Genomic DNA, 18,134 nt, shown 5'->3' with positions numbered 1-18,134 from the left:
TCATTCCTTGCTGCGTTGCCAGTCGCCGGATTTGCCGCCGCTCTTGGCGAGAAGCTGGATACCGCCGATCTGCATGCCCTTGTCCGCGGCCTTGGCCATGTCATAGATCGTCAGGCAGGCAACGGAGACCGCGGTCAGCGCCTCCATCTCGACACCCGTCTGGCCACTCAGCTTGACGGTTGCCTCGACACGCAGGCCCGGCAGGGCCTCATCCTCGGTGATCTCGACGGAGACCTTGCTCAGCATCAGAGGATGGCAGAGGGGTATGAGTGCGGCGGTCTGCTTCGCCGCCATGATGCCGGCAAGCCGCGCCGTTCCGATCACGTCGCCCTTTTTCGCATTGCCGGCGCGGATCAGCGCCAGCGTTTCGGGCTGCATGCGGACATGGCCCTCGGCGGTCGCGATCCGCACTGTCGTGGCCTTGTCGCCGACATCGACCATATGCGCTTCACCGGCAGCGTTGATATGGCTCAGGCGGGCGTCGTCCACCATCACTCGGCTGCCTGGCTTGCGGCCTCGCCGGTCAGCAGCGTGCGCGTTGCCGCTGTCACGTCGTCCTTGCGCATCAGGCTTTCGCCGACGAGGAAGGTCGAGATGCCGCTCTTCTGGAGACGCAGGCAATCGGCATGGGTGAAGACGCCACTTTCGCCGACCAGCAACCGGTCCGCGGGAACCAGTCCTGCCAGCCGTTCGCTGACCTCGAGGCTGACCTCGAAGGTGCGCAGATTGCGGTTGTTGATGCCGACGAGCGGTGAGGCAAGCTTCAGGGCCCGCTCCATCTCTTCCTCGTCGTGCACTTCGATCAGCACGTCCATGCCGAGCGCGACGGCTTCGTCCTCCAGCCGCTTGGCGACCTCGTCGGAGAGCGAGGCCATGATCAGCAGAATGCAGTCTGCCCCCCAGGCGCGGGCTTCCAGCACCTGATAGGGATCGAACATGAAATCCTTGCGCAGCGCCGGCAGTGAACACGCCGCGCGTGCGGCGGTCAGAAATTCGGGCGCGCCCTGAAAGCTCGGCGCATCGGTCAGCACGGAGAGGCAGGCAGCGCCGCCCTCTTCATAGGCCCTTGCGAGTGCCGGCGGATCGAAATCCGGCCGGATCAGACCCTTGGACGGGCTCGCCTTCTTGATTTCGGCAATCAGGCCGAAGGTGCCTGCCTGCTGCCTTTCCCGCAGCGCCCGGTAAAAACCGCGTGGGCCCGGCTGGTCGGCAGCCATGGCCTTCAGGTCTGCCTCGGAGACACGCGCCTTGGCGGCCGCGATTTCCTGCAGCTTGTAGGCTTCGATCTTCTTCAGAATGTCGCTCATGAAAACCTCGGGGAACCTCAGATGGTCTCGTTGGAGACAGCGACGAGGCGGTCGAGAACGGCCGCCGCATTGCCGCTGTCCAGCGACTGGGTGGCAAGGATCATGCCCTCCAGCACGTCGGCGGCCCTGCCGGCAACCACGAGGGACGCAGCAGCATTGCAAAGAGCGATATCACGATAGGCATTGCGGGCACCACCGAGCACAGCGCGCAATGCACGCGCATTCACCTCGCCGTCGCCGCCCTTCAATTCCTCGATCGTGGCGCGCGCGACGCCAAAATCTTCGGGCGTCAGATCGAAACTCCGGATCGCGCCATTTTCCAGTGCGGTGACATGCGTCACGCCGGTGGTGGCGATCTCGTCCATGCCCTGGCCGTGCACCACCCAGAGACTTTCGGAGCCGAGATCGCGCATCACTTCCGCAATCGGCTGCAACCAGCGCGGCGAGAAGACGCCGAGCAACTGGCGCCGGGCCCCGGCCGGGTTGGAAAGGGGGCCGAGAAGGTTGAAGATGGTGCGCGTGCCAAGCTCCACGCGGCTCGGGCCGACATGGCGCATGGCCGCGTGATGCACCTGCGCGAACATGAAGCCGATACCCGCTTCCTCGATGCACCGGCTGATCAGGGCTGGCGGGATGTCGAGCTTCACGCCAAGGGCCGTCAGGGCATCCGCCGTGCCGGATTTCGAACTCAATGCCCGATTGCCATGCTTGGCGACCCGGACACCGGCGCCGGCGACGATGATCGCTGCGAGCGTCGAAATGTTGTAGGTTCCGAGGCCGTCGCCACCCGTGCCGACGATATCGATGACATCAGACGGCGCTGCCACCGGCAGCATCTTGGACCGCATGGTGGAGACAGCACCGGCGATCTCCTCCACCGTTTCGCCGCGCACCCGCAGCGCCATCAGAAAGCCGCCGATCTGCGAGGGCGTCGCCTCGCCCGACATCAGGATATCGAAGGCGGCGCGTGCGTCCTCGCGGGAGAGCGCCTCGCCATTGGCCACCTTGGCGATGAAGGGTTTCAGTTCTCCCATGCCGGCTCCCCCTTCGTCCTGCTAGCGAACCATGGCCTGGTCGGCCAGCGCCTGATTGATCGACACGCCGTAGCGCGTCTGCAGCTGGTTGACCATCTGGTCGAGAATGTCGTCACCAGCCGCACGTGCAATCTGCTGCAGCTGCTGTTCCTCGCCGCTCAGCGCATCGGCCGGCGGATGGTTGACGGCCGTGACATGCACGAGAAGACGGCTTTCGCCATCGGCAGCCTGAGCGGTCGCATTGGTGCCGACCGGTCCGCTGAAGGCTGCCTGCACCGCTTCCCCGCCGAAGATCGGGTCCGTGCTCTGGCGCTTCAGATTGGTCTTGCTCTCGACGGCAAGGCCGAGTTCGGTGGCGATGGCGGCCATGTCCTCACCCTTGTCAAGACGGGCCTTCAGCTCGTCGGCGCGGGTCTTGAGGGCGGCGCGCTGCTGTTCCGTCGTCCAGTCGGCCACTGCCTTGTCATGCACTTCCGACAGGCTGCGGTCACGTTCCGCAATGACTTCACGCACATCGAACCACACATAACCGTCGCGGCCCAGATTGGCCGGCAGCGCTTCTGCGCCGACATCGGTGCGGAAGACCTCCGTCAGCAGACCATCCGACTTCGGAAGCGTTGCCACCGGCTTGCCGCTGCCATCATTGCCGCTGCGGTCCACGGTCACCTCGACGGCCTTCAGCTGCAGCTGCTTGGCGGCTTCCTCCAGCGAGGAGCCGGAGCCACGCAGGTCCTCGAAGCGATCATGCACCGACTGGACCGCCTGGGCCGCGGCCGAGAGGGCCAGGTTGCGGCGGATCTCGTCCTTGACCGTGTCGAAGGACTTGGTGGTTTCCGGGCGGACATTGGTGACGCGCAGAACGACCGGGCCGAACGTGCCCTGTACCACCGGCGTCACGCCACCCTGCGGGCCAAGCGCGAAGGCCGCATCGGCAATCTTCTGGTCCGGCAGCTGGTCCTTCGTGAAATCGCCGAGCATCACATCGGCTGCGGTCTTGCCCTGATCGGCCACCAGCTGGTCGAAGGTCAGGCTGCGTTCCTTCATCTGTGCCAGCGCGGCATCGGCCATTTCCTTGCTCGGGAAGGGCAGCTGTTCGATGGTGCGGGTTTCCGGCGTGCGATAGCTGTCCTTGCGGCGATCGTATTCGGTCTTCACCTGCTCGTCGGTGACGCTGGTCGGATCGGCGACATCGCCCGGCTGCAGCGTCACATAGGCGAAGCGGCGCAGTTCCGGCGCGCGGTAGCGGCTCTTGGCATTGGCAAACCAGGTGCTCAGCACGGCCTCGTCCGGCGCCTTGACGGGGTCGATATTGGCAAAGGAGAGCAGCAGATAGTTCACGTCGCGTTCTTCGTCACGATACTGCTTCAGCGCCTCGACCAGCACCTTCGGCGGCTGGAAGCCATCGGAGATGGCGTCGACGATCTGGCTGCGTACGGCAACCTTGCTGCGTTCGCTGATGTAGTCGTCCTCGCGGATGCCGGCATTACGCAGTCGGCTGCTGAACAGCTGGCGGTCGAAACGGCCGTCATTGCCACGGAAGGCCGGATCCTCGGCGATCAGGCCGGCCAGACGATCCTGTGAAAGGCCGAGGCGCATGTCCTGCGAGAGCTGATCGAGGGCAGCACCGGCGGCAAGCTGTGCGAAAGCCTGCTGTTCGACACCGAAGGCGCGGGCCTGTTCTCGGGTCAGCTGCGTGCCGAACTGGCGGCTCAGCGCGCTCAGCTGGCGCTGATAGGCAAGGCGGAATTCTTCCGGCCGGATGCGCTGGTCGCCCACGGTCATGACGGCGTTGCTGCCGGGGCTGACAATCGATGCGGAGGCTCCCCAGATGCCAAAGGAAACCACGAGGATGAGGAACAGCAACTTCGCCACCCACGAGCGGGAAGCGGATCTGAGGGAATCAAGCATCGATCGACATTACCTTGCGAAAGGATAGCTGGCGCTGCCACCGGCAGCCTTGAAGGTTTGTCTCTAGAACAAAGCGCAGCGGAAATGAAGGCATTTTGCCTCAAAAGACGCGCAAGACGCGATTGGGGCTGACGGCGGCATGACGAGTAGGACTTGGTCTCACCGTGGGCCAGGGGTGCGCCTTCGGTGCAGGGCATGGCGGCTATGATTCCCGTCTTCTCCGGTCGCGTTGCGGCGGACCGTAGGCGCGCCTCTTTCAGACCGCCCGCCATCAAAAAGGTTTCGGGATTTCTACACAAGGGCTGCCGTCTGATGTATGACGGATGAAACGAACGAAAGAAGAACATGGCAAAGAGAGCTGGTAGCGCCGATCTTCCCTTGCATGGTGGCCGGGTTCCTGCCTGGCTCGGCCAGCGGATGACCAGGCTCGGGGCGCTGATCACGGAAGCGATCGTTCAGCACTATGGCCGTGATGAATTTCTGGGGCGCATGGCAAGTCCCTTCTGGTTCCAGTCCTTCGGGGCTGTGATGGGCATGGACTGGCATTCGTCCGGCATCACCACCAGCGTGATCGGCGCGCTGAAGCGCGGGCTTGCCCCCATGGCCGGCGAACTCGGCCTGTATGTCTGCGGCGGTCGCGGCCAGCATTCGCGCCGCACGCCCGATGAACTGATGGCGATCGGTCATCGCATCGGCTTCGATGGCGCCGCGATGGCCCGCACCAGCAGGCTGGTGGCAAAGGTCGACAGCGCGGCGGTGCAGGATGGCTTCAGCCTTTATCTGCACGGCTTCATCGTCGCCGATGATGGCAAGTGGGTGGTGGTGCAGCAGGGCATGAGCGACGAGAGGCGGCAGGCCCGGCGCTATCACTGGATGTCGGAGGGCATGTCGGGCTTTCTCGATTCGCCGCATGCAGCGATCGAGGGCAGGGGGCAGGGCGAGATCGTCAACCTTGCCGATCGCCGCGCGGAGCGATCACGCAGCGGCCAGCTCGACCTGCTGGCCGGTCTCGGTCCCGACCGGATTATCCGCGAACTTTCGGCCGCCAATCGGCAGACGGCGGAACCGGTTGCCCAACCGATCTTGCCGCATCTGGTGATGCCGGACCATCATGATGTCAGGGAAAAGGACGTGAACATGCGCCGGCTGCACGGGGCGCTCGCTGCCGCCGCCGACCGGGGGCCACAGGATTTCGAGGACCTGCTGCTGACGCCTGGCGTCGGCGCGCGCACCGTGGAGGCGCTGGCACTGGTGGCGGAGGTGGTGCATGGCGCGCCCTGCCGCTTTTCCGATCCCGCAAGATTTTCGCTGGCGCATGGCGGCAAGGACCGCCACCCCTTTCCGGTCCCGATCAAGGTCTATGACGAAACGATCCGGGTCATGAAGTCGGCAGTGCGCAAGGGCAGGCTGGGGCTTGACGAGGAACTGGAGGCGCTGCGGCGGCTGGATGCGCAGGCGCGCCTGATGGAGCAGTACGTGACCGGCCCGGATCTCAAGGAAATCGTTGCCGGCGAGTTTAGCCGCTCATCCGCTTATGGCGGCCGCAGCGTTTTCGGCTGGGAAGCCGATCTTCGGGTGGTGGAGGCGGAGGCAGCCTTCACACCGAAGGCAGCTCGACGGCCGGTGTAACGCGGGCGGTGCCCTCGGGCGGGCCGCTGCTGCGATCCTGACGACGGCGGGCGATCCGGAAGGCTGCTTCGCTGATCAGCGCGACAGGCAGGGCGATGAAGAGCGGAATGAAGAAGTAGATCACCCGGAAGGCGACCAGCGCGCCGATCGAGGCCTGTTCGCCCATCACATGCCGCACCGTTACCTCCAGTACACCGAGCCCGCCCGGCGCATGGGTGATGAGGATCGCGATATTGCCGAGCACGAAGGCGGTGGCGGCCTTGAGAAAGCTGACATTCTCCGTCGCCTGCATCAGTTCCATCAGGCAGGCGGAGACGAAGGCGAAGTTCAGCGTGCCGAGGACGATCTGAGCGACAGCAAGCCGGGCTCTTGGCAACTGGAAGGACCAGCCGCGGATGCGCAGCGGCGTGCGCAGAAACGCGGCAAGCGCCACATAGGCCACCGCAAGCGCGAGGCAGAGAACGCCGAGCATCCGCACCACGTTCGGACCGAGGCGCAGGATGCCGGCGGTGTCAGACGGGTTCAGCACCATTACCAGCCCGCCGAGCACCATCAGGCCAAGGCCGACGGTGACGCCCGACAGCAGCACGATCTTCGCGACATCCTCCGTCGAGAGGCCCCAATGGGCATAGTAGCGATAGCGGATGGCACCGCTGCTGAGCCCGGCAAGACCGATCGTCTGGCCAAGTCCGAGGCTGACGAAGGAGGCGAGCGCGATGCGGGGATAGGCGAGGTCGCTCTTCACAGAGCGCACGCCGGTCCAGTCGAAGCCGGTCAGGCAGAGATAGGAGAGGGCGCAGTAGAAAAGGGCGAGCGCCATGTTCCGGCCAGGTATGGCCCGCACGGAGCGGACGATATCGTCCCAGGTGAACTTGCTGAGGCCGACATAGAGAAGATAGCCCGCCAGCGCGAAGCCGAACAGCATCATGCCCCAGGTGAGACGTTTCTTCCTTCCGCTCATGCGCATCCTCCCGTCGCGTGTGTGATGCGCTGCGGGCTGCGGAAGGAGCAATGTCGGAAAAATGCGGCCATGGATCGTCCACCAGAATGCGTGCCTGTGAACGAAGAAGATGGCGTGTTGTTCCCGCCGGCCGGGCCGGCCGACGGGAAAGTTTGCGGCAGGTTCAGTCTTCCTCGGCTGCCATCTGCGAGAGAACCTCGCCCTTGCCACGGGCACGCAGGATCAGCGGCACGATGAAGGCAAGCGCTGCGATCGTCAGAAGCACGGCGGCGATCGGCGAGGTGAACAGCACGGTAAAGTCCCCCTGGCTGATGGCGAGCGCCCGGCGCAGCTGCTGTTCGGCGAGCGGACCGAGGATCAGACCCACCACGACAGGCGCGATCGGATAGCCGAAGACGCGCATCGCATAGCCGAGCAGGCCGAAGGCGAGCAGCATGCCGAGTTCGAACACCGAGGGGTTGGCGCCGATCGTGCCAAGCGTGGCAAACAGCAGGATGCCGGCATAGAGCCACGGCTTCGGTATCGTCAGCAGGCGCACCCAGAGGCCGACGAGCGGCAGGTTCAGCACCAGCAGCATGAAGTTTGCAATCAGCAGCGAGGCGATCAGACCCCAGACGAGCTGCGGATTGGTGGCAAACAGCAACGGGCCCGGCTGCAGGCCATATTGCTGGAAGCCGGCCAGCATGATCGCGGCCGTCGCGGTCGTCGGAAGGCCGAGCGTCAGAAGCGGCACCAGCGTTCCGGCGGCCGAGGCATTGTTGGCCGCTTCCGGCCCGGCGACGCCTTCGATGGCGCCGTTGCCGAACTCCTCCGGATGCTTGGTCAGCCGCTTCTCCGTGGCGTAGGAGAGGAAGGTGCCGATTTCGGCGCCGCCGGCCGGCATGGCGCCGATCGGAAATCCGATCAGGGTACCGCGCAGCCAGGGCTTCCAGGAGCGCGCCCAGTCTGCCGCGTTCATCCAGACCGATCCCTTGACGGCTTCCACCTTGTCCGGCCCGGTATTGCCCTGGGCTGCGATGAACAGCGTCTCGCCGATCGCGAACATGGCCACGGCGAGCGTGGTGACTTCCACGCCGTCAAGCAGGTCCGGTACGCCGAAGGCAAGACGCGTCTGGCCGGTGAGCTGGTCGATGCCGATGATCGACAGGGCAAGCCCGATGAAAAGCGAGGTGAGACCGCGCAGGGTCGAATCGCCGAAGGCGGAGGAGACGGTGACGAAGGCGAGCACCATCAGCGCGAAATATTCGCGGGGGCCGAAGACCAGCGCCAGCTTGACGATGACGGGAGCGATGAAGGCAAGACCGAAGGTGGCGATCAGGCCGGCCACGAAGGAGCCGATGGCGGCGGTGGCAAGCGCCGGTCCACCGCGGCCGGCCCGTGCCATCTTGTTGCCCTCCAGCGCCGTGACGATGGAAGAGCTTTCGCCGGGCGTATTGAGCAGGATCGAGGTGGTCGAGCCGCCATACATGCCGCCATAGTAAATACCGGCGAACATGATCAGCGAACCTGCCGGATCGAGCCGGTAAGTGACCGGCAAAAGCAGCGCCACCGTCAGCGCCGGCCCGATGCCAGGCAGCACGCCGACGGCGGTTCCGAGCGTCACGCCGATCAGCGCATAGAGGAGGTTCATCGGCTGGGCCGCCACCAGCAGGCCCTGCAGCAGGAATTCAAAGGTGCTCATGGCGTGACTTTCACTGGAAGAGGCGCTCGATCGGACCGGCCGGAAGCGAGAGCTGGAGAAGACCGGCGAAGATGAGCCAGACGACGAGACAGAGCACAATGCCGACGGGCAGCGAGACCCACAGCCGGCGCTTGCCGAAGCCCGCGGCGGTTGCGGCAAACAGCACGCCGGTGGCAATCGAGAAGCCGGCGATGTTCAGCAGCAGCATCTGCGCGGCAAGCCCGCCGACGATCCAGATCACCGGCGGCAGTTCCTGCCGCTCACGCTCCGGAAAATCACCGCGGATGGCGGCAATCACCGTCCATGCTGCCAGCAGCAGCAGGATCACGCCGATGGCCATCGGCACCGTGCCGGGTCCAACCGGCGAATAGCCGCTGACTTCGCGCAGCCGCGAGGCATCCAGAAGGATGACCGCCGCGATCGCCACCAGGATGGCCGCAATTCCAAACGCCGCCCATTCCGGGCGGCGCTCCTTTGCCTGTGTGTTGAGAGGCTCTTGGCTCATTTGACCAGTCCGATGTCCTTCAGGATGGCTTCGGTTGCGGCGATTTCCTTGGAAAGCTGCGTGGTGAAGGCGTCGCCATCCAGATAGGTGTCCTGCCAGCCCTTGGTCTTCAGCGTTTCCTGCCAGGTCTTGGAGGTGGCAAGCTTCTTCACGTCAGCCGTCACGGCGGCCTTCTGCTCAGGCGTGAGGCCCGGAGCGGCGGCAACCATGCGCCAGTTCTGAACGGCCACATCCAGGCCGGCTTCCTTCAGCGTGGGGGCATCGGTCCCGGGAATGCGCTGTTCGCCGGAAGTGGCGAGCAGACGCAGCGTACCGGCCTTCACCTGGCCTTCAAACTCGCCATAGCCGGAAATGCCGACGGTGACCTGGGCGCCGAGAATGGCGGCCAGCGCCTCGCCACCGCCCGAAAACGCGATGTAGTTGATCTTGGTCGGGTCAACGCCGGCTGCCTTGGCAATCAGGCCGGCAGTGATGTGATCGACGCCGCCGGCGGAACCGCCGCCCCAGGAAACCGAGCCCGGGTTCTTCTTCAGTGCCTCGACGAGATCCTTGACCGACTTCAGCGGCGAGGATGCCGGAACCACGATCGCCTCGTTTTCGCCGGTCAGGCGTGCGATCGGGGTGACGTCCTTCAGCGTCACCGGGGCCTTGTTGGTCAGGATGGCGCCAACCATGACGTAACCGCCGACGATCAGGGCATGCGCATTGCCCTTTTGCTGGCTGGCGAACTGGGCAAGGCCGATCGTGCCGCCGGCGCCGGGCACGTTGATGACCTGCACATTCTTGGAAATGCCTTCCTGCTGCATTGTCGTCTGCAGCGAACGGGCCGTCTGGTCCCATCCACCGCCGGGAGCGGCAGGCGCCATGATGGTGTAGTCGGCGGCATAGGCGGGCAGGGCGATCGAGCCGGCAAGCAGCGTAGCGATAAATACGTGTTTCAAGGTTGTTCCTCCTGGGGGCGTCAAGTGACGCGCTGTGTTCGTTGCTGCCGGAAGGAAGAAAACAGCCACAACGGCGCCGGCTGCTGCCGGCGGGCTCCTCCTCCCCGCATTTTGTCCGGATTGGCCTCCACGAACCCGGACACCATCAAGCGATCACATTATGCTGACATTTACCTGACGTTGCCTGTCAGGGAGGCGCAGGGCGGCATTGCCCGCCCTTGAAGGAGGCTGGTGCACGACGTCAGCGAATGCGCAGCACGTCGTTCCAGCGGGCAATCAGGCGTGCGCGCTTTACCTGATCGAGATAGACCATCAGGCCGGGGCTGACCGGCACCGGCTTCAACTGGCCGCCCAGCATTTCCCGCATCGTGGTGGCCGTATTGCCTTCGGCCACCTCGGGATTCACCGCCGGGATCTGCAGTTCGCGCGTCAGAATGGTCTGTCCCTGGCGCGACATGAAGAAATCAAGGAAGCGCCGACCGAGATCCGGCGAGGCTGCGGCCTGAGGCACGAGGCCGATCCGCGACATCACCACCGTGTAATCCTTCGGCAGCACGATGCCGACTTCGGGATGATTCGAGGCCCAGTCCGCCGCATAGGAGCCGAGAATATTGTAGCCCAGCACGAATCGGCCGTCGGCGACCCGTTCCAGGATGGCCTGGCTGGTGGAATAGAGCCGCACGCCGGCCTCGCCCATGGCATCCACGACGGACCAGATGTCGTCGAACTGTTCCTGGTCGCGTGACATGAAAAGGAAGCCGACACCGGAACGCTCGATATCATAGGTGGCGATGCGGCCGTGCACGGCATCGCCCTTGCGCCGGAGATAGTCGATGAATTCCGCCCGGCTGGCCGGTGGTGGTTCGCTGATAAAGCTCGGCTTGTGGTAGACGAAAACCGCCGGCTCGAAGGTCAGCGCATAGGCCGTGTCCCTCCAGTTGGCCCAGGCCGGCCAGGAGGCGCTGAGGGCAAGCCGGCTCTGCTGGGCATAGCCGTCATTCGCCAGCTTCACCTGCAGGTCCATGGCAGAGGAAAAGGCAAAATCCGCCGTTTTCTGGCCAGAATCGGTTTCCTCGAGGATCCGTTCGTAGATCTGGCCGGTCAGCATGTCCTCGTAGCGGACGGCAATATCGGGATTGGCACGCTGGAAGGCCTCGATCATCGGCCGCGCCATAGGCTGATCGAGCGAGGAATAGACGAGGAGGCGAGGCGCATCGCTGCGGCCTGATATCGCCGGAAAATCCGTCACATCGGCCACCGCCGTCCCGGACAGGACGCAAGACAGGAAAAGTGTGGGGAAAAGCCGTTGCATCTGGCCATGATGCCCGAGCCGATGGAGGCAGGCAAGCGGGCAGGTGTGCGGGACTTGCCATGAGAACCTTGGGTTTTGCAGCCCAGGGACGGTGACAGGCTCGCGTGGCGCCTCTATCCTTGGTGGGTGAAGAGGGAGGGTTGCGTGCGCATTCTGCTGGTGGAGGACAATCAGGCACTTGCCGAAGGGCTTTCGGCCATTCTGCGCGGCAGCGGCTACGTGGTGGACGTGGTGGCCGACGGCCTTTCGGCGGAGGCTGTGGCGACGGCCGAACGCTTCGATCTGATCATCCTCGATCTCAACCTTCCCGAGATGGACGGTTTGCAGGTGCTACGCTCCTTACGTGCCCGCCAGAACCAGACGGCGGTGATGATCCTCACCGCACGTGGTGCGCCGGAGGAACGGGTGCGTGGCCTGGATCTCGGTGCCGATGACTATCTGACCAAGCCCTTCGACATTTCCGAGCTGGAGGCGCGCATTCGCGTGCTGTTGCGGCGGCAGGCAGGTCTGCGCTCCTCCCGCGTCGAGTTCGGCGGTCTGGCCTTCGATCTGACATCCCGCAGCTTTTCAGCGCAGGGCCGTCCAGTGGATATTCCTGCGCGGGAACTGGCATTGCTGGAACTGCTGTTCCTGCGGGCCGGCAAGGTGGTGTCCAAGGAGGCGATCATCGGCTCGCTCGCCGGTTTCGATACCGATCTGTCGCCCAATGCCATCGAGCAATATGTCTCGCGGCTGAGACGGCGGCTGCAAGCGCATCAGCTGACGGTCAAGACGGCGCGCGGGATCGGCTATTATCTCGATACGGCTGCCGAAACCGCGTGACGGGGGTGGCATGAGAGACGTGACATGAGAAACGTGACCCGCTCGCTGCGCGGCCGGCTGCTCGCCTGGCTGCTGGCGGCCACGGCCGTCCTCGGCTCTCTGGCGCTGGCCGATACCTGGCGCGAGGCGCGGCAGACCGCCAACGAGGTCTCCGATCGCGTGCTGGCCGGCTCCGCGCTCGCCATTGCTGAACGTGTGGTCGTGGCGGAGGATGGCTCGCTCGAGGTCGACATTCCCTATGTCGCGCTGGAAATGCTGACGTCTGCAGCACAGGATCGCGTGTTCTATCGCGTCGATGGTCCCCCCGGCATCTTCATTACCGGCTATCAGGCGCTGCCGACCCTGCCGCGCCGCGAGGGGCAATCGACGGCCTTCGATGACGCGACCTTCCGGGGCGAGCCGATCCGTGTCGCGACGCTTGCCCGCTCGGCGTCCACAGGCATTTCCTCGGTGCCCTTTACGGTCACGGTTGCAGAAACCACCATGGCGCGCCGGCAGCTGACGCGGTCGATCCTGCTGCATTCGGCGCTGCGCCTCGCGCTGATGATGTCCGGTGCTGCGCTGATCGTCTGGATCGCGGTGTCGCTGTCGCTGCGTCCGCTCTACCGGCTGAGCTCCGCCATCGCCGAGCGCAGCCCGGACGATCTCGATCCGATCGGCGAGCACGTACCGAGCGAGGTCGAAGGGCTGGTCGAGACGGTCAACTCCTTCATGGTGCGGCTGAATTCGGCGCTGGAGGCGTTGCGCCATTTCACCGGCAATGCCAGCCATCAACTGCGCACCCCGCTGGCCGTGGTGCGCACGCAGCTGGCGCTCGCCGCGCGTGCCGAGGAAGCGGGCGATCTCGCCGCTGCGATCGCCCGCGCCGATGAGGCCGTCGCCCATGCCGAGCGGGTGCTGGCGCAGCTTCTGATGATGGCGCGCATCGATGCTGCGGCACGGGCGGAGGGTTCCGCTCTGACCGATGTCGATCTCACCGGGTTTGCCCGATCTCTGACAGCCGATCACATTCCCTCTGCCGCGGAGGCCGGGATCGATCTCGGCTTCGAGGGGGAGGGCGCCGTGCTGCTGCGGGGCGAACCGCTGCTGCTCGCGGAAATGCTGAAAAACCTGATTTCCAATGCCATCCTCTACGCCGGGCGCGGCGCGGAGGTGACCGTGCGCGTGTCGGAAGACGATGCAGCCGTCTGCATCGAAGTGGAGGACAACGGTCCCGGCATTCCGCCGCACAGGCGCGCCGACGTTCTGAAGAGGTTCGAGCGCGCAAGTTCCGCAGGGCTTCCGGGAAGCGGCCTTGGCCTGCCGATCGTCGAGGAGATCGCCCGGCTGCATGGCGGCACGCTGACGCTTGAGGATGCAAGCCGCGGCGATGGATTGCGGGTGGTCATCCGCCTGATGCGGGAGAGGGCGGGCTGAAGCACAATCCGACCGGAGCGAAACGAGGATCGATAAGATTATGCTTCAAAAATAAAAGGTTAGAGCGAATATCTGATTCAGTCAGATCGAAACTCGCTCTAAGCGACAGCGCCTCACCGAGACTGCCCGGCTTCTGGCGAAAGAGTGTGCCCCATCACCGTTGCCCGTCACGCCTGACGGGGTGCTGCAGGTTGTCAGTGCACCGTGTCCTGGGCGATTTCCTCGGCCATCAGCCGAAGCGCATCGTCCAGCGCGGCCACGAGAATATCGGTGATCTGGTCGAGATCGTTTTCCTCCAGGAAGAGTGCGATCGCCGTGTCCCGAAGTTCCATCTGCCCATCCAACTCGTTCATGTTCATGCCCCTTGTCTGCGCCGTGTCCATCCCGGCGGTTGGAGCCAAGATTAGGCGCGCCACCTTGCGCCTGACTTGCGCGGCAGAGTTGCCGGCAGGCCAGAGGCGGCTGACGAACGATCCATCCGGTCGGGCTTGCTGCGCCATCGCCCCGGACGGGGCACCCTTGAATCATCTGGGGCACACATCACTGCTTCGCGCCGTCCCGTCAACAGATTCGGTTGTACCAAGCGGAAAATAGGCGCGACAGCGCAGTCACGGAGAGGTTGCCTGTGCGCGTCGCATCCATGCGCCCGGTCCGCTGTCATCTCTCTGGAACGAAGGGGTAAAATCGGATAGGGAATGCAGGTGTGCAGCGCCTGTCAGGACCGTCATGAACAACGTCATCAAGTTCCAACGCCCCAAGCCCCAGAAGCCGCCGCGTCAGGTGCCGCCGGGCCTGCGCAAGGCGCTGGTCGCTGCAGCCATCCTGATTGGCCTCGTGCTTGTCTGGGCCTATTTCCAGTTCATCGCGCCATCAAGCGGCCTTCCGACGTGAGCCTGCCGGGCGAAGCCGTCAGTTCCGATCATCCGGCCTGGCCGGTGCAGGAACAGCTCAAGGCCTACAATGCACGCGACATCGACGCCTTCATGCGCTGGTGGGCGGAGGACTGCCTCTATTACGCGTTCCCCGACCACTTGCTGGCGAAGGGCGCTGATGCGATCCGGGCGCGCCATGTCACGCGCTTCCTTGAACCGGATCTGCATGGGCGATTGCTGAGCCGCACGAGCCTCGGCAATCTCGTCATCGACCACGAAATCGTCACCCGCAACTTTCCAGAGGGAAAGGGTGAGGTAGAGGTCATTTGTCTCTACGAGGTCGCCGATGGCAAGATCGCCAAGGCCTGGTTCAAGCTGGGCGAACCGCGGCTTCATCCCACCATCTGACTTCGCCGCACACCGCCGCCGATCAACGCAAGAGGAGGTGCTGGTCGCACTCGGAAATGGAATCTGCCCCCTTGCAACACAAATGCAGGATAAGGTAGATTGAGGAACAATTTCAAGGAATTAGAGAAATCGTATACCCAATATGCTGCAAACCCATGTTTTGCGCAATATGAAATATTACGCCTTTACGATACGCGTCTGAGGAGCTTCAGAAAGAACCTCCGCGTAATCTCCATTGGCCTCGACAAGAGCGCCACCGAAGACAGTCAGGCCGTCGATTGTCATCACGCCCCGAGCCAGACTTTCACCAATATCCTGATTCGTCACCACGAAAGGCTTCGTGTGCATGCCATTGCACAGATAAAAATCAGGGCCGAGGGTAGGGTTCGCGGTTTCAACCGCCCAGATGCGCTGGCGATCCTCGTCAAAAGTCGTGACAGCAGCCGGACGGAAGAAGCGCCCGCCGACCTGGGGGACGGACTTGGACCAAGCCCAGTTCAGAGGCGCGTAACCGAACGCACCGTTCGGGGTCGCGTGGCTGGTATCCATCTCGCCATTCTTCACGATATCGACCTTTTCCGGGTCGAGCGTGTCGCGAAGATATTGCGGCAACTGCGAGACAGTTGTCGTGTGCAGGTAAGTATCGCGCTGGCGCTCGAACAGCTGTTCGGGAGTGATCTCCGCAACAATCATGATCACGCCGCCACAGGGGACAACGGGCGTCACGAGATTGAGATCAACGAACGTCGCGCCGCTCACGACGCTGTCGGTCAGATTGCCGCCATCCGTCGCGTAGCGCTTGGAGACACCGAAAACGGTCGTCTTGTCTGCGAGCAGGATAGGCTGCCGCCACTGCTGTTCAGGAATGGTGATACCATCCATCAGCAGATCGATGATGTAATTATCATGCCCGCCGTACTGCTTACGCAGCTCCGCAAACGCCTGTGTCTTCCGGGCCAGCTCGATGTTGGAGAGGGAGACGGTAATCCCGTTCGCCTGCAATTCGGCGAAAACATCAGGACGCCACGTACCACCGTCATTGCGGGACTTCACACCGATCTCAGACCCCATCCAAGGCGTGGTCCAAGAAGCATCTCCCAAGCTATGCTTGTAGGTAGCAGTCGCGCCACCGGGAGAGTTATCGGAATTGTGAATACCGATACCCTTCACCGGAAGAGCCGAGTTCACAACATTCAGCGCGACCTGACCATCGATAACGGCCTGATCAAAATCGGGCACAATGTGCCGGAAGCTGTCGTGCTGCCAGAACGCCGTTGCCAGATCAGTCTGGAGCCTGCTGCGAAGAGCCAAACCCTTCGAGCGATTCTTTGCCCGGAAATTCCAGATCTGGTTATACGCCTCGATATAGGCCGTATTGATGTTGTCGGTGGGGGCGGCGTGAAAGCCGAGATATTTATGGATCGGGATCGACCCATAAGCGCCCGCAACCATGGTTTCGATGTAGGGCGTAACCGGCCCGCCTTCCTGATTCGGGATACCCTCATAGGCCCTGTTCAGTTCGTCGAAGCCGGAAAACCGTTCGAAGGCAACGTTCGGCACAAGATACGCCTTCACCGCAACGTTGACGGCGTTCATCAGGATTTCGACGGTTTCCATCAGTTCGAAAGAAATCCGCATCTGAGACGACCGCAGTCGATCCTCGCGAAGGAGAGGGAAAGCCGCAATGGGAACCATCTTGCCAGCAGGCAAAGAGGTGAGGGCGCGGATATCCACCTGACGGGTGGACCGCTGCACCGGAATCGGAGTCGTCTTCGTGCGCGCGAGCGCCTTAATGTCAGCAGCACTTACATTCATTTCGCTTTCCTTCTCTTGACAGGTCGCACCACGCGACCAATAAACTTTTTGATTGCTTTCGCGCGGCGCTCACACGCCGAGCAACGTTTTGATGAGGACATCATGACACCCGTAGTTGAAAAGGCTATAAACCTCGCTGCATGGATATTCATCTGGTATATCCGAATATTAATCGCAGCGATCTGCCTAGGCGGAGTTGCTGGATTACTTCATGTAATCACCAGCTAGTCTTCGGAGATTTTGCCAGCGTAGGAACAGAATCGCGAATATTATTCATGTATTCGCGAGCGTATTCCGCATCAGGCTTAGTTTTCGTTTTCCGATTCCAGTAGTCAGCAAAATCCCGAGCGCCGCTAACAACGTTGCGGTATCCGCTATACAACCCATCAGCGATAACCTTCCCTGCACCATACAGGGAAGAACCTATTTCACTCTCGCCGTAGATAGTCTCAAAGGTTTCAGCATCCGGGAAAAATGGAGCATGAAACCAGCCGTATCTTTCGCCGCTCCAACCCAAGCTAGACGCCTTGGGATCGTCGCCGCCGACAATCGTCCCTTCACCCGGAGCGTTTTTCTTTGCCTTGGGAGGTGCCGCCTTGCCTGTAGACGAGAGCGGCGGGACCGGACTACGCACGAGCGACGAGCCAGCCTTAGAGGGGACATCCCCAAACATAAGGCCGCTCTTGCCCTTGGATTGCAGCTTTTCAAGCTGGTAATCGAGAAGCGCACTTTCGACCTGATTACGCTTTTGCGCGATAGGGTCGAAATGCTCATCGAGAGCAGCACCAAGGGTGCCGCCGATCTGCGAGATCGCGTCAGCCATCCCAGACAAGCCGGGATGCTGAACAGTGCTGGTGAAACCAGCACTGCCACCGTTGCGGAGCGCGGTCAGCGGGTTAAACCCCGCCGCCTCCGCAGATTGCGCCATCTTGACGTAATCAACGGTGCTTTCAGTCTTTTGCTTTTTGGACCCGAAGATGCCGCCAAGCAAAGACGATCCGATAGCGCCTACAGCGCTCCAGATACTCACGTCACACCCGCTTGCGGTTAGAGACGTAGGCCAACGCTGCATCCAGCGTAAGGCCAGCGAGGACGCCAAGCGCAGTAAGCAATTGGTCGGCAGCGTCCTGGGGGACGCCTTTCGCGATCAGGTACGCAGCAAATGCGGTACCAAGGCGCGAGCCAACAGGCTTGGCAACAGTCCAAGCCACATCAATTAGGAATTTCTTAACCATTTTATGCCTCCGTATTGACAGCGCCGAATCACTAGAATCTGATTTGCGAATCGCTGAGAAGTGGCAATTTTGCCACTGTCGAATCAATTCAACGTTTTTTCGTGCACCATGGGATAAAGGACCGCGAGCCGCCATTTCCCCGGTTATGCTTAGGACGTTCTTTACAAGTAGGCCCTAATACTTCGCGCACCTTTTCGGGTGACTTTTTCAAAGGCTCAGTGCGGGATTTTTCTTTAGTCCTAAGCGGTTGCGACAAAGAGCCAAAGTTTAACTTTGAGCTTTTGTTGC

At 62.7% G+C, this 18,134-nt stretch carries 18 protein-coding genes; 5 read left to right on the top strand and 13 right to left on the bottom strand.

The genetic code is table 11. The features are described 5' to 3' along the window. Genes moaC through FNA46_RS03355 form a run of 4 tightly spaced genes read right to left on the bottom strand, consistent with a single transcriptional unit; the run spans position 1 to position 4,249 of the window. The gene (gene moaC, locus FNA46_RS03370) at positions 1–492 is read right to left on the bottom strand and encodes a cyclic pyranopterin monophosphate synthase MoaC (protein ID WP_142880926.1); all 492 of its coding nucleotides are present in this window, start codon (positions 490–492) and stop codon (positions 1–3) included. Further along, the gene (gene trpC, locus FNA46_RS03365; protein WP_142880925.1) at positions 492–1,307 is read right to left on the bottom strand and encodes an indole-3-glycerol phosphate synthase TrpC; all 816 of its coding nucleotides are present in this window, start codon (positions 1,305–1,307) and stop codon (positions 492–494) included. Before trpC ends, moaC begins: the two co-directional genes overlap by 1 nt. A gap of 17 nt (positions 1,308–1,324) precedes the next feature. Further along, positions 1,325–2,341 (bottom strand): anthranilate phosphoribosyltransferase, encoded by a 1,017-nt coding sequence (gene trpD, locus FNA46_RS03360; protein WP_142880924.1) that lies wholly within the window; start codon positions 2,339–2,341, stop codon positions 1,325–1,327. A gap of 21 nt (positions 2,342–2,362) precedes the next feature. Then, positions 2,363–4,249, bottom strand: coding sequence for a peptidylprolyl isomerase (locus FNA46_RS03355; protein WP_142880923.1), 1,887 nt, complete (start codon positions 4,247–4,249; stop codon positions 2,363–2,365). Positions 4,250–4,594: 345 nt separating this feature from the next. Here FNA46_RS03355 and FNA46_RS03350 point away from each other — a divergent pair, with 345 nt between their 5' ends. After that, positions 4,595–5,878, top strand: coding sequence for a DUF763 domain-containing protein (locus FNA46_RS03350; protein WP_142880922.1), 1,284 nt, complete (start codon positions 4,595–4,597; stop codon positions 5,876–5,878). On the opposite strand, the gene FNA46_RS03345 is transcribed toward FNA46_RS03350, so the two are convergent. The 5 genes from FNA46_RS03345 to FNA46_RS03325 all read right to left on the bottom strand — a co-directional run bounded on the left by FNA46_RS03345 (position 5,847) and on the right by FNA46_RS03325 (position 11,278). Continuing rightward, complete coding sequence (locus FNA46_RS03345; protein WP_142880921.1) at positions 5,847–6,839, bottom strand: lysylphosphatidylglycerol synthase transmembrane domain-containing protein; 993 nt, start codon at positions 6,837–6,839, stop codon at positions 5,847–5,849. The genes FNA46_RS03350 and FNA46_RS03345 overlap by 32 nt on opposite strands. A 163-nt stretch (positions 6,840–7,002) precedes the next feature. Beyond that, positions 7,003–8,520, bottom strand: a complete 1,518-nt coding sequence (locus tag FNA46_RS03340) for a tripartite tricarboxylate transporter permease (protein ID WP_142880920.1) — start codon at positions 8,518–8,520, stop codon at positions 7,003–7,005. A 10-nt stretch (positions 8,521–8,530) separates the two neighbouring features. Continuing rightward, positions 8,531–9,025, bottom strand: coding sequence for a tripartite tricarboxylate transporter TctB family protein (locus tag FNA46_RS03335; protein WP_142880919.1), 495 nt, complete (start codon positions 9,023–9,025; stop codon positions 8,531–8,533). Further along, complete coding sequence (locus FNA46_RS03330; protein ID WP_142880918.1) at positions 9,022–9,966, bottom strand: Bug family tripartite tricarboxylate transporter substrate binding protein; 945 nt, start codon at positions 9,964–9,966, stop codon at positions 9,022–9,024. The genes FNA46_RS03335 and FNA46_RS03330 overlap by 4 nt, the downstream gene beginning before the upstream one ends. Before the next feature lie 241 nt (positions 9,967–10,207). Then, positions 10,208–11,278: an ABC transporter substrate-binding protein gene (locus FNA46_RS03325; protein ID WP_142880917.1), complete on the bottom strand. Its 1,071-nt coding sequence runs from the start codon at positions 11,276–11,278 to the stop codon at positions 10,208–10,210. A 144-nt stretch (positions 11,279–11,422) separates the two neighbouring features. Here FNA46_RS03325 and FNA46_RS03320 point away from each other — a divergent pair, with 144 nt between their 5' ends. Together FNA46_RS03320 and FNA46_RS03315 are read left to right on the top strand one after the other, a co-directional pair. Then, a complete protein-coding gene (locus FNA46_RS03320) occupies positions 11,423–12,100 on the top strand; it encodes a response regulator transcription factor (RefSeq protein WP_142880916.1) in 678 nt (225 codons plus the stop codon). Positions 12,101–12,124: 24 nt separating this feature from the next. Continuing rightward, a complete protein-coding gene (locus FNA46_RS03315) occupies positions 12,125–13,516 on the top strand; it encodes a sensor histidine kinase (protein ID WP_142880915.1) in 1,392 nt (463 codons plus the stop codon). Positions 13,517–13,710: 194 nt separating this feature from the next. Here FNA46_RS03315 and FNA46_RS25915 read toward each other — a convergent pair whose 3' ends face one another. Continuing rightward, positions 13,711–13,869, bottom strand: a complete 159-nt coding sequence (locus FNA46_RS25915) for a hypothetical protein (protein WP_185969711.1) — start codon at positions 13,867–13,869, stop codon at positions 13,711–13,713. 373 nt (positions 13,870–14,242) lie between these two features. On the opposite strand from FNA46_RS25915, the gene FNA46_RS25910 reads away from it, so the two are divergent. Then, positions 14,243–14,407 carry a hypothetical protein gene (locus FNA46_RS25910; protein ID WP_185969708.1) on the top strand — a complete coding sequence of 55 codons (165 nt, stop codon included), beginning with the start codon at positions 14,243–14,245 and terminating at the stop codon, positions 14,405–14,407. Continuing rightward, a complete protein-coding gene (locus FNA46_RS03310) occupies positions 14,404–14,796 on the top strand; it encodes a nuclear transport factor 2 family protein (protein ID WP_246102809.1) in 393 nt (130 codons plus the stop codon). Before FNA46_RS25910 ends, FNA46_RS03310 begins: the two co-directional genes overlap by 4 nt. 177 nt (positions 14,797–14,973) lie before the next feature. Here the strand turns inward: FNA46_RS03310 and FNA46_RS03305 are convergent, their stop codons facing one another. From FNA46_RS03305 to FNA46_RS03295, 3 genes are all read right to left on the bottom strand, one after another. After that, positions 14,974–16,611, bottom strand: coding sequence for a hypothetical protein (locus FNA46_RS03305; RefSeq protein WP_142880914.1), 1,638 nt, complete (start codon positions 16,609–16,611; stop codon positions 14,974–14,976). Positions 16,612–16,828: 217 nt separating this feature from the next. After that, positions 16,829–17,641: a hypothetical protein gene (locus FNA46_RS03300; RefSeq protein WP_142880913.1), complete on the bottom strand. Its 813-nt coding sequence runs from the start codon at positions 17,639–17,641 to the stop codon at positions 16,829–16,831. 1 nt (position 17,642) lies between these two features. After that, the gene (locus tag FNA46_RS03295) at positions 17,643–17,846 is read right to left on the bottom strand and encodes a hypothetical protein (RefSeq protein WP_142880912.1); all 204 of its coding nucleotides are present in this window, start codon (positions 17,844–17,846) and stop codon (positions 17,643–17,645) included. Between the last annotated feature and the right edge of the window lie 288 nt (positions 17,847–18,134).

The sequence above is a fragment of the Affinirhizobium straminoryzae genome, from assembly GCF_007004135.1.
GTDB classification, from domain to species: Bacteria; Pseudomonadota; Alphaproteobacteria; order Rhizobiales; family Rhizobiaceae; genus Neorhizobium; species Neorhizobium straminoryzae.
Note: the sequence above shows the minus strand (reverse complement) of the source record. Positions and strands in the feature narration are given on the sequence as shown.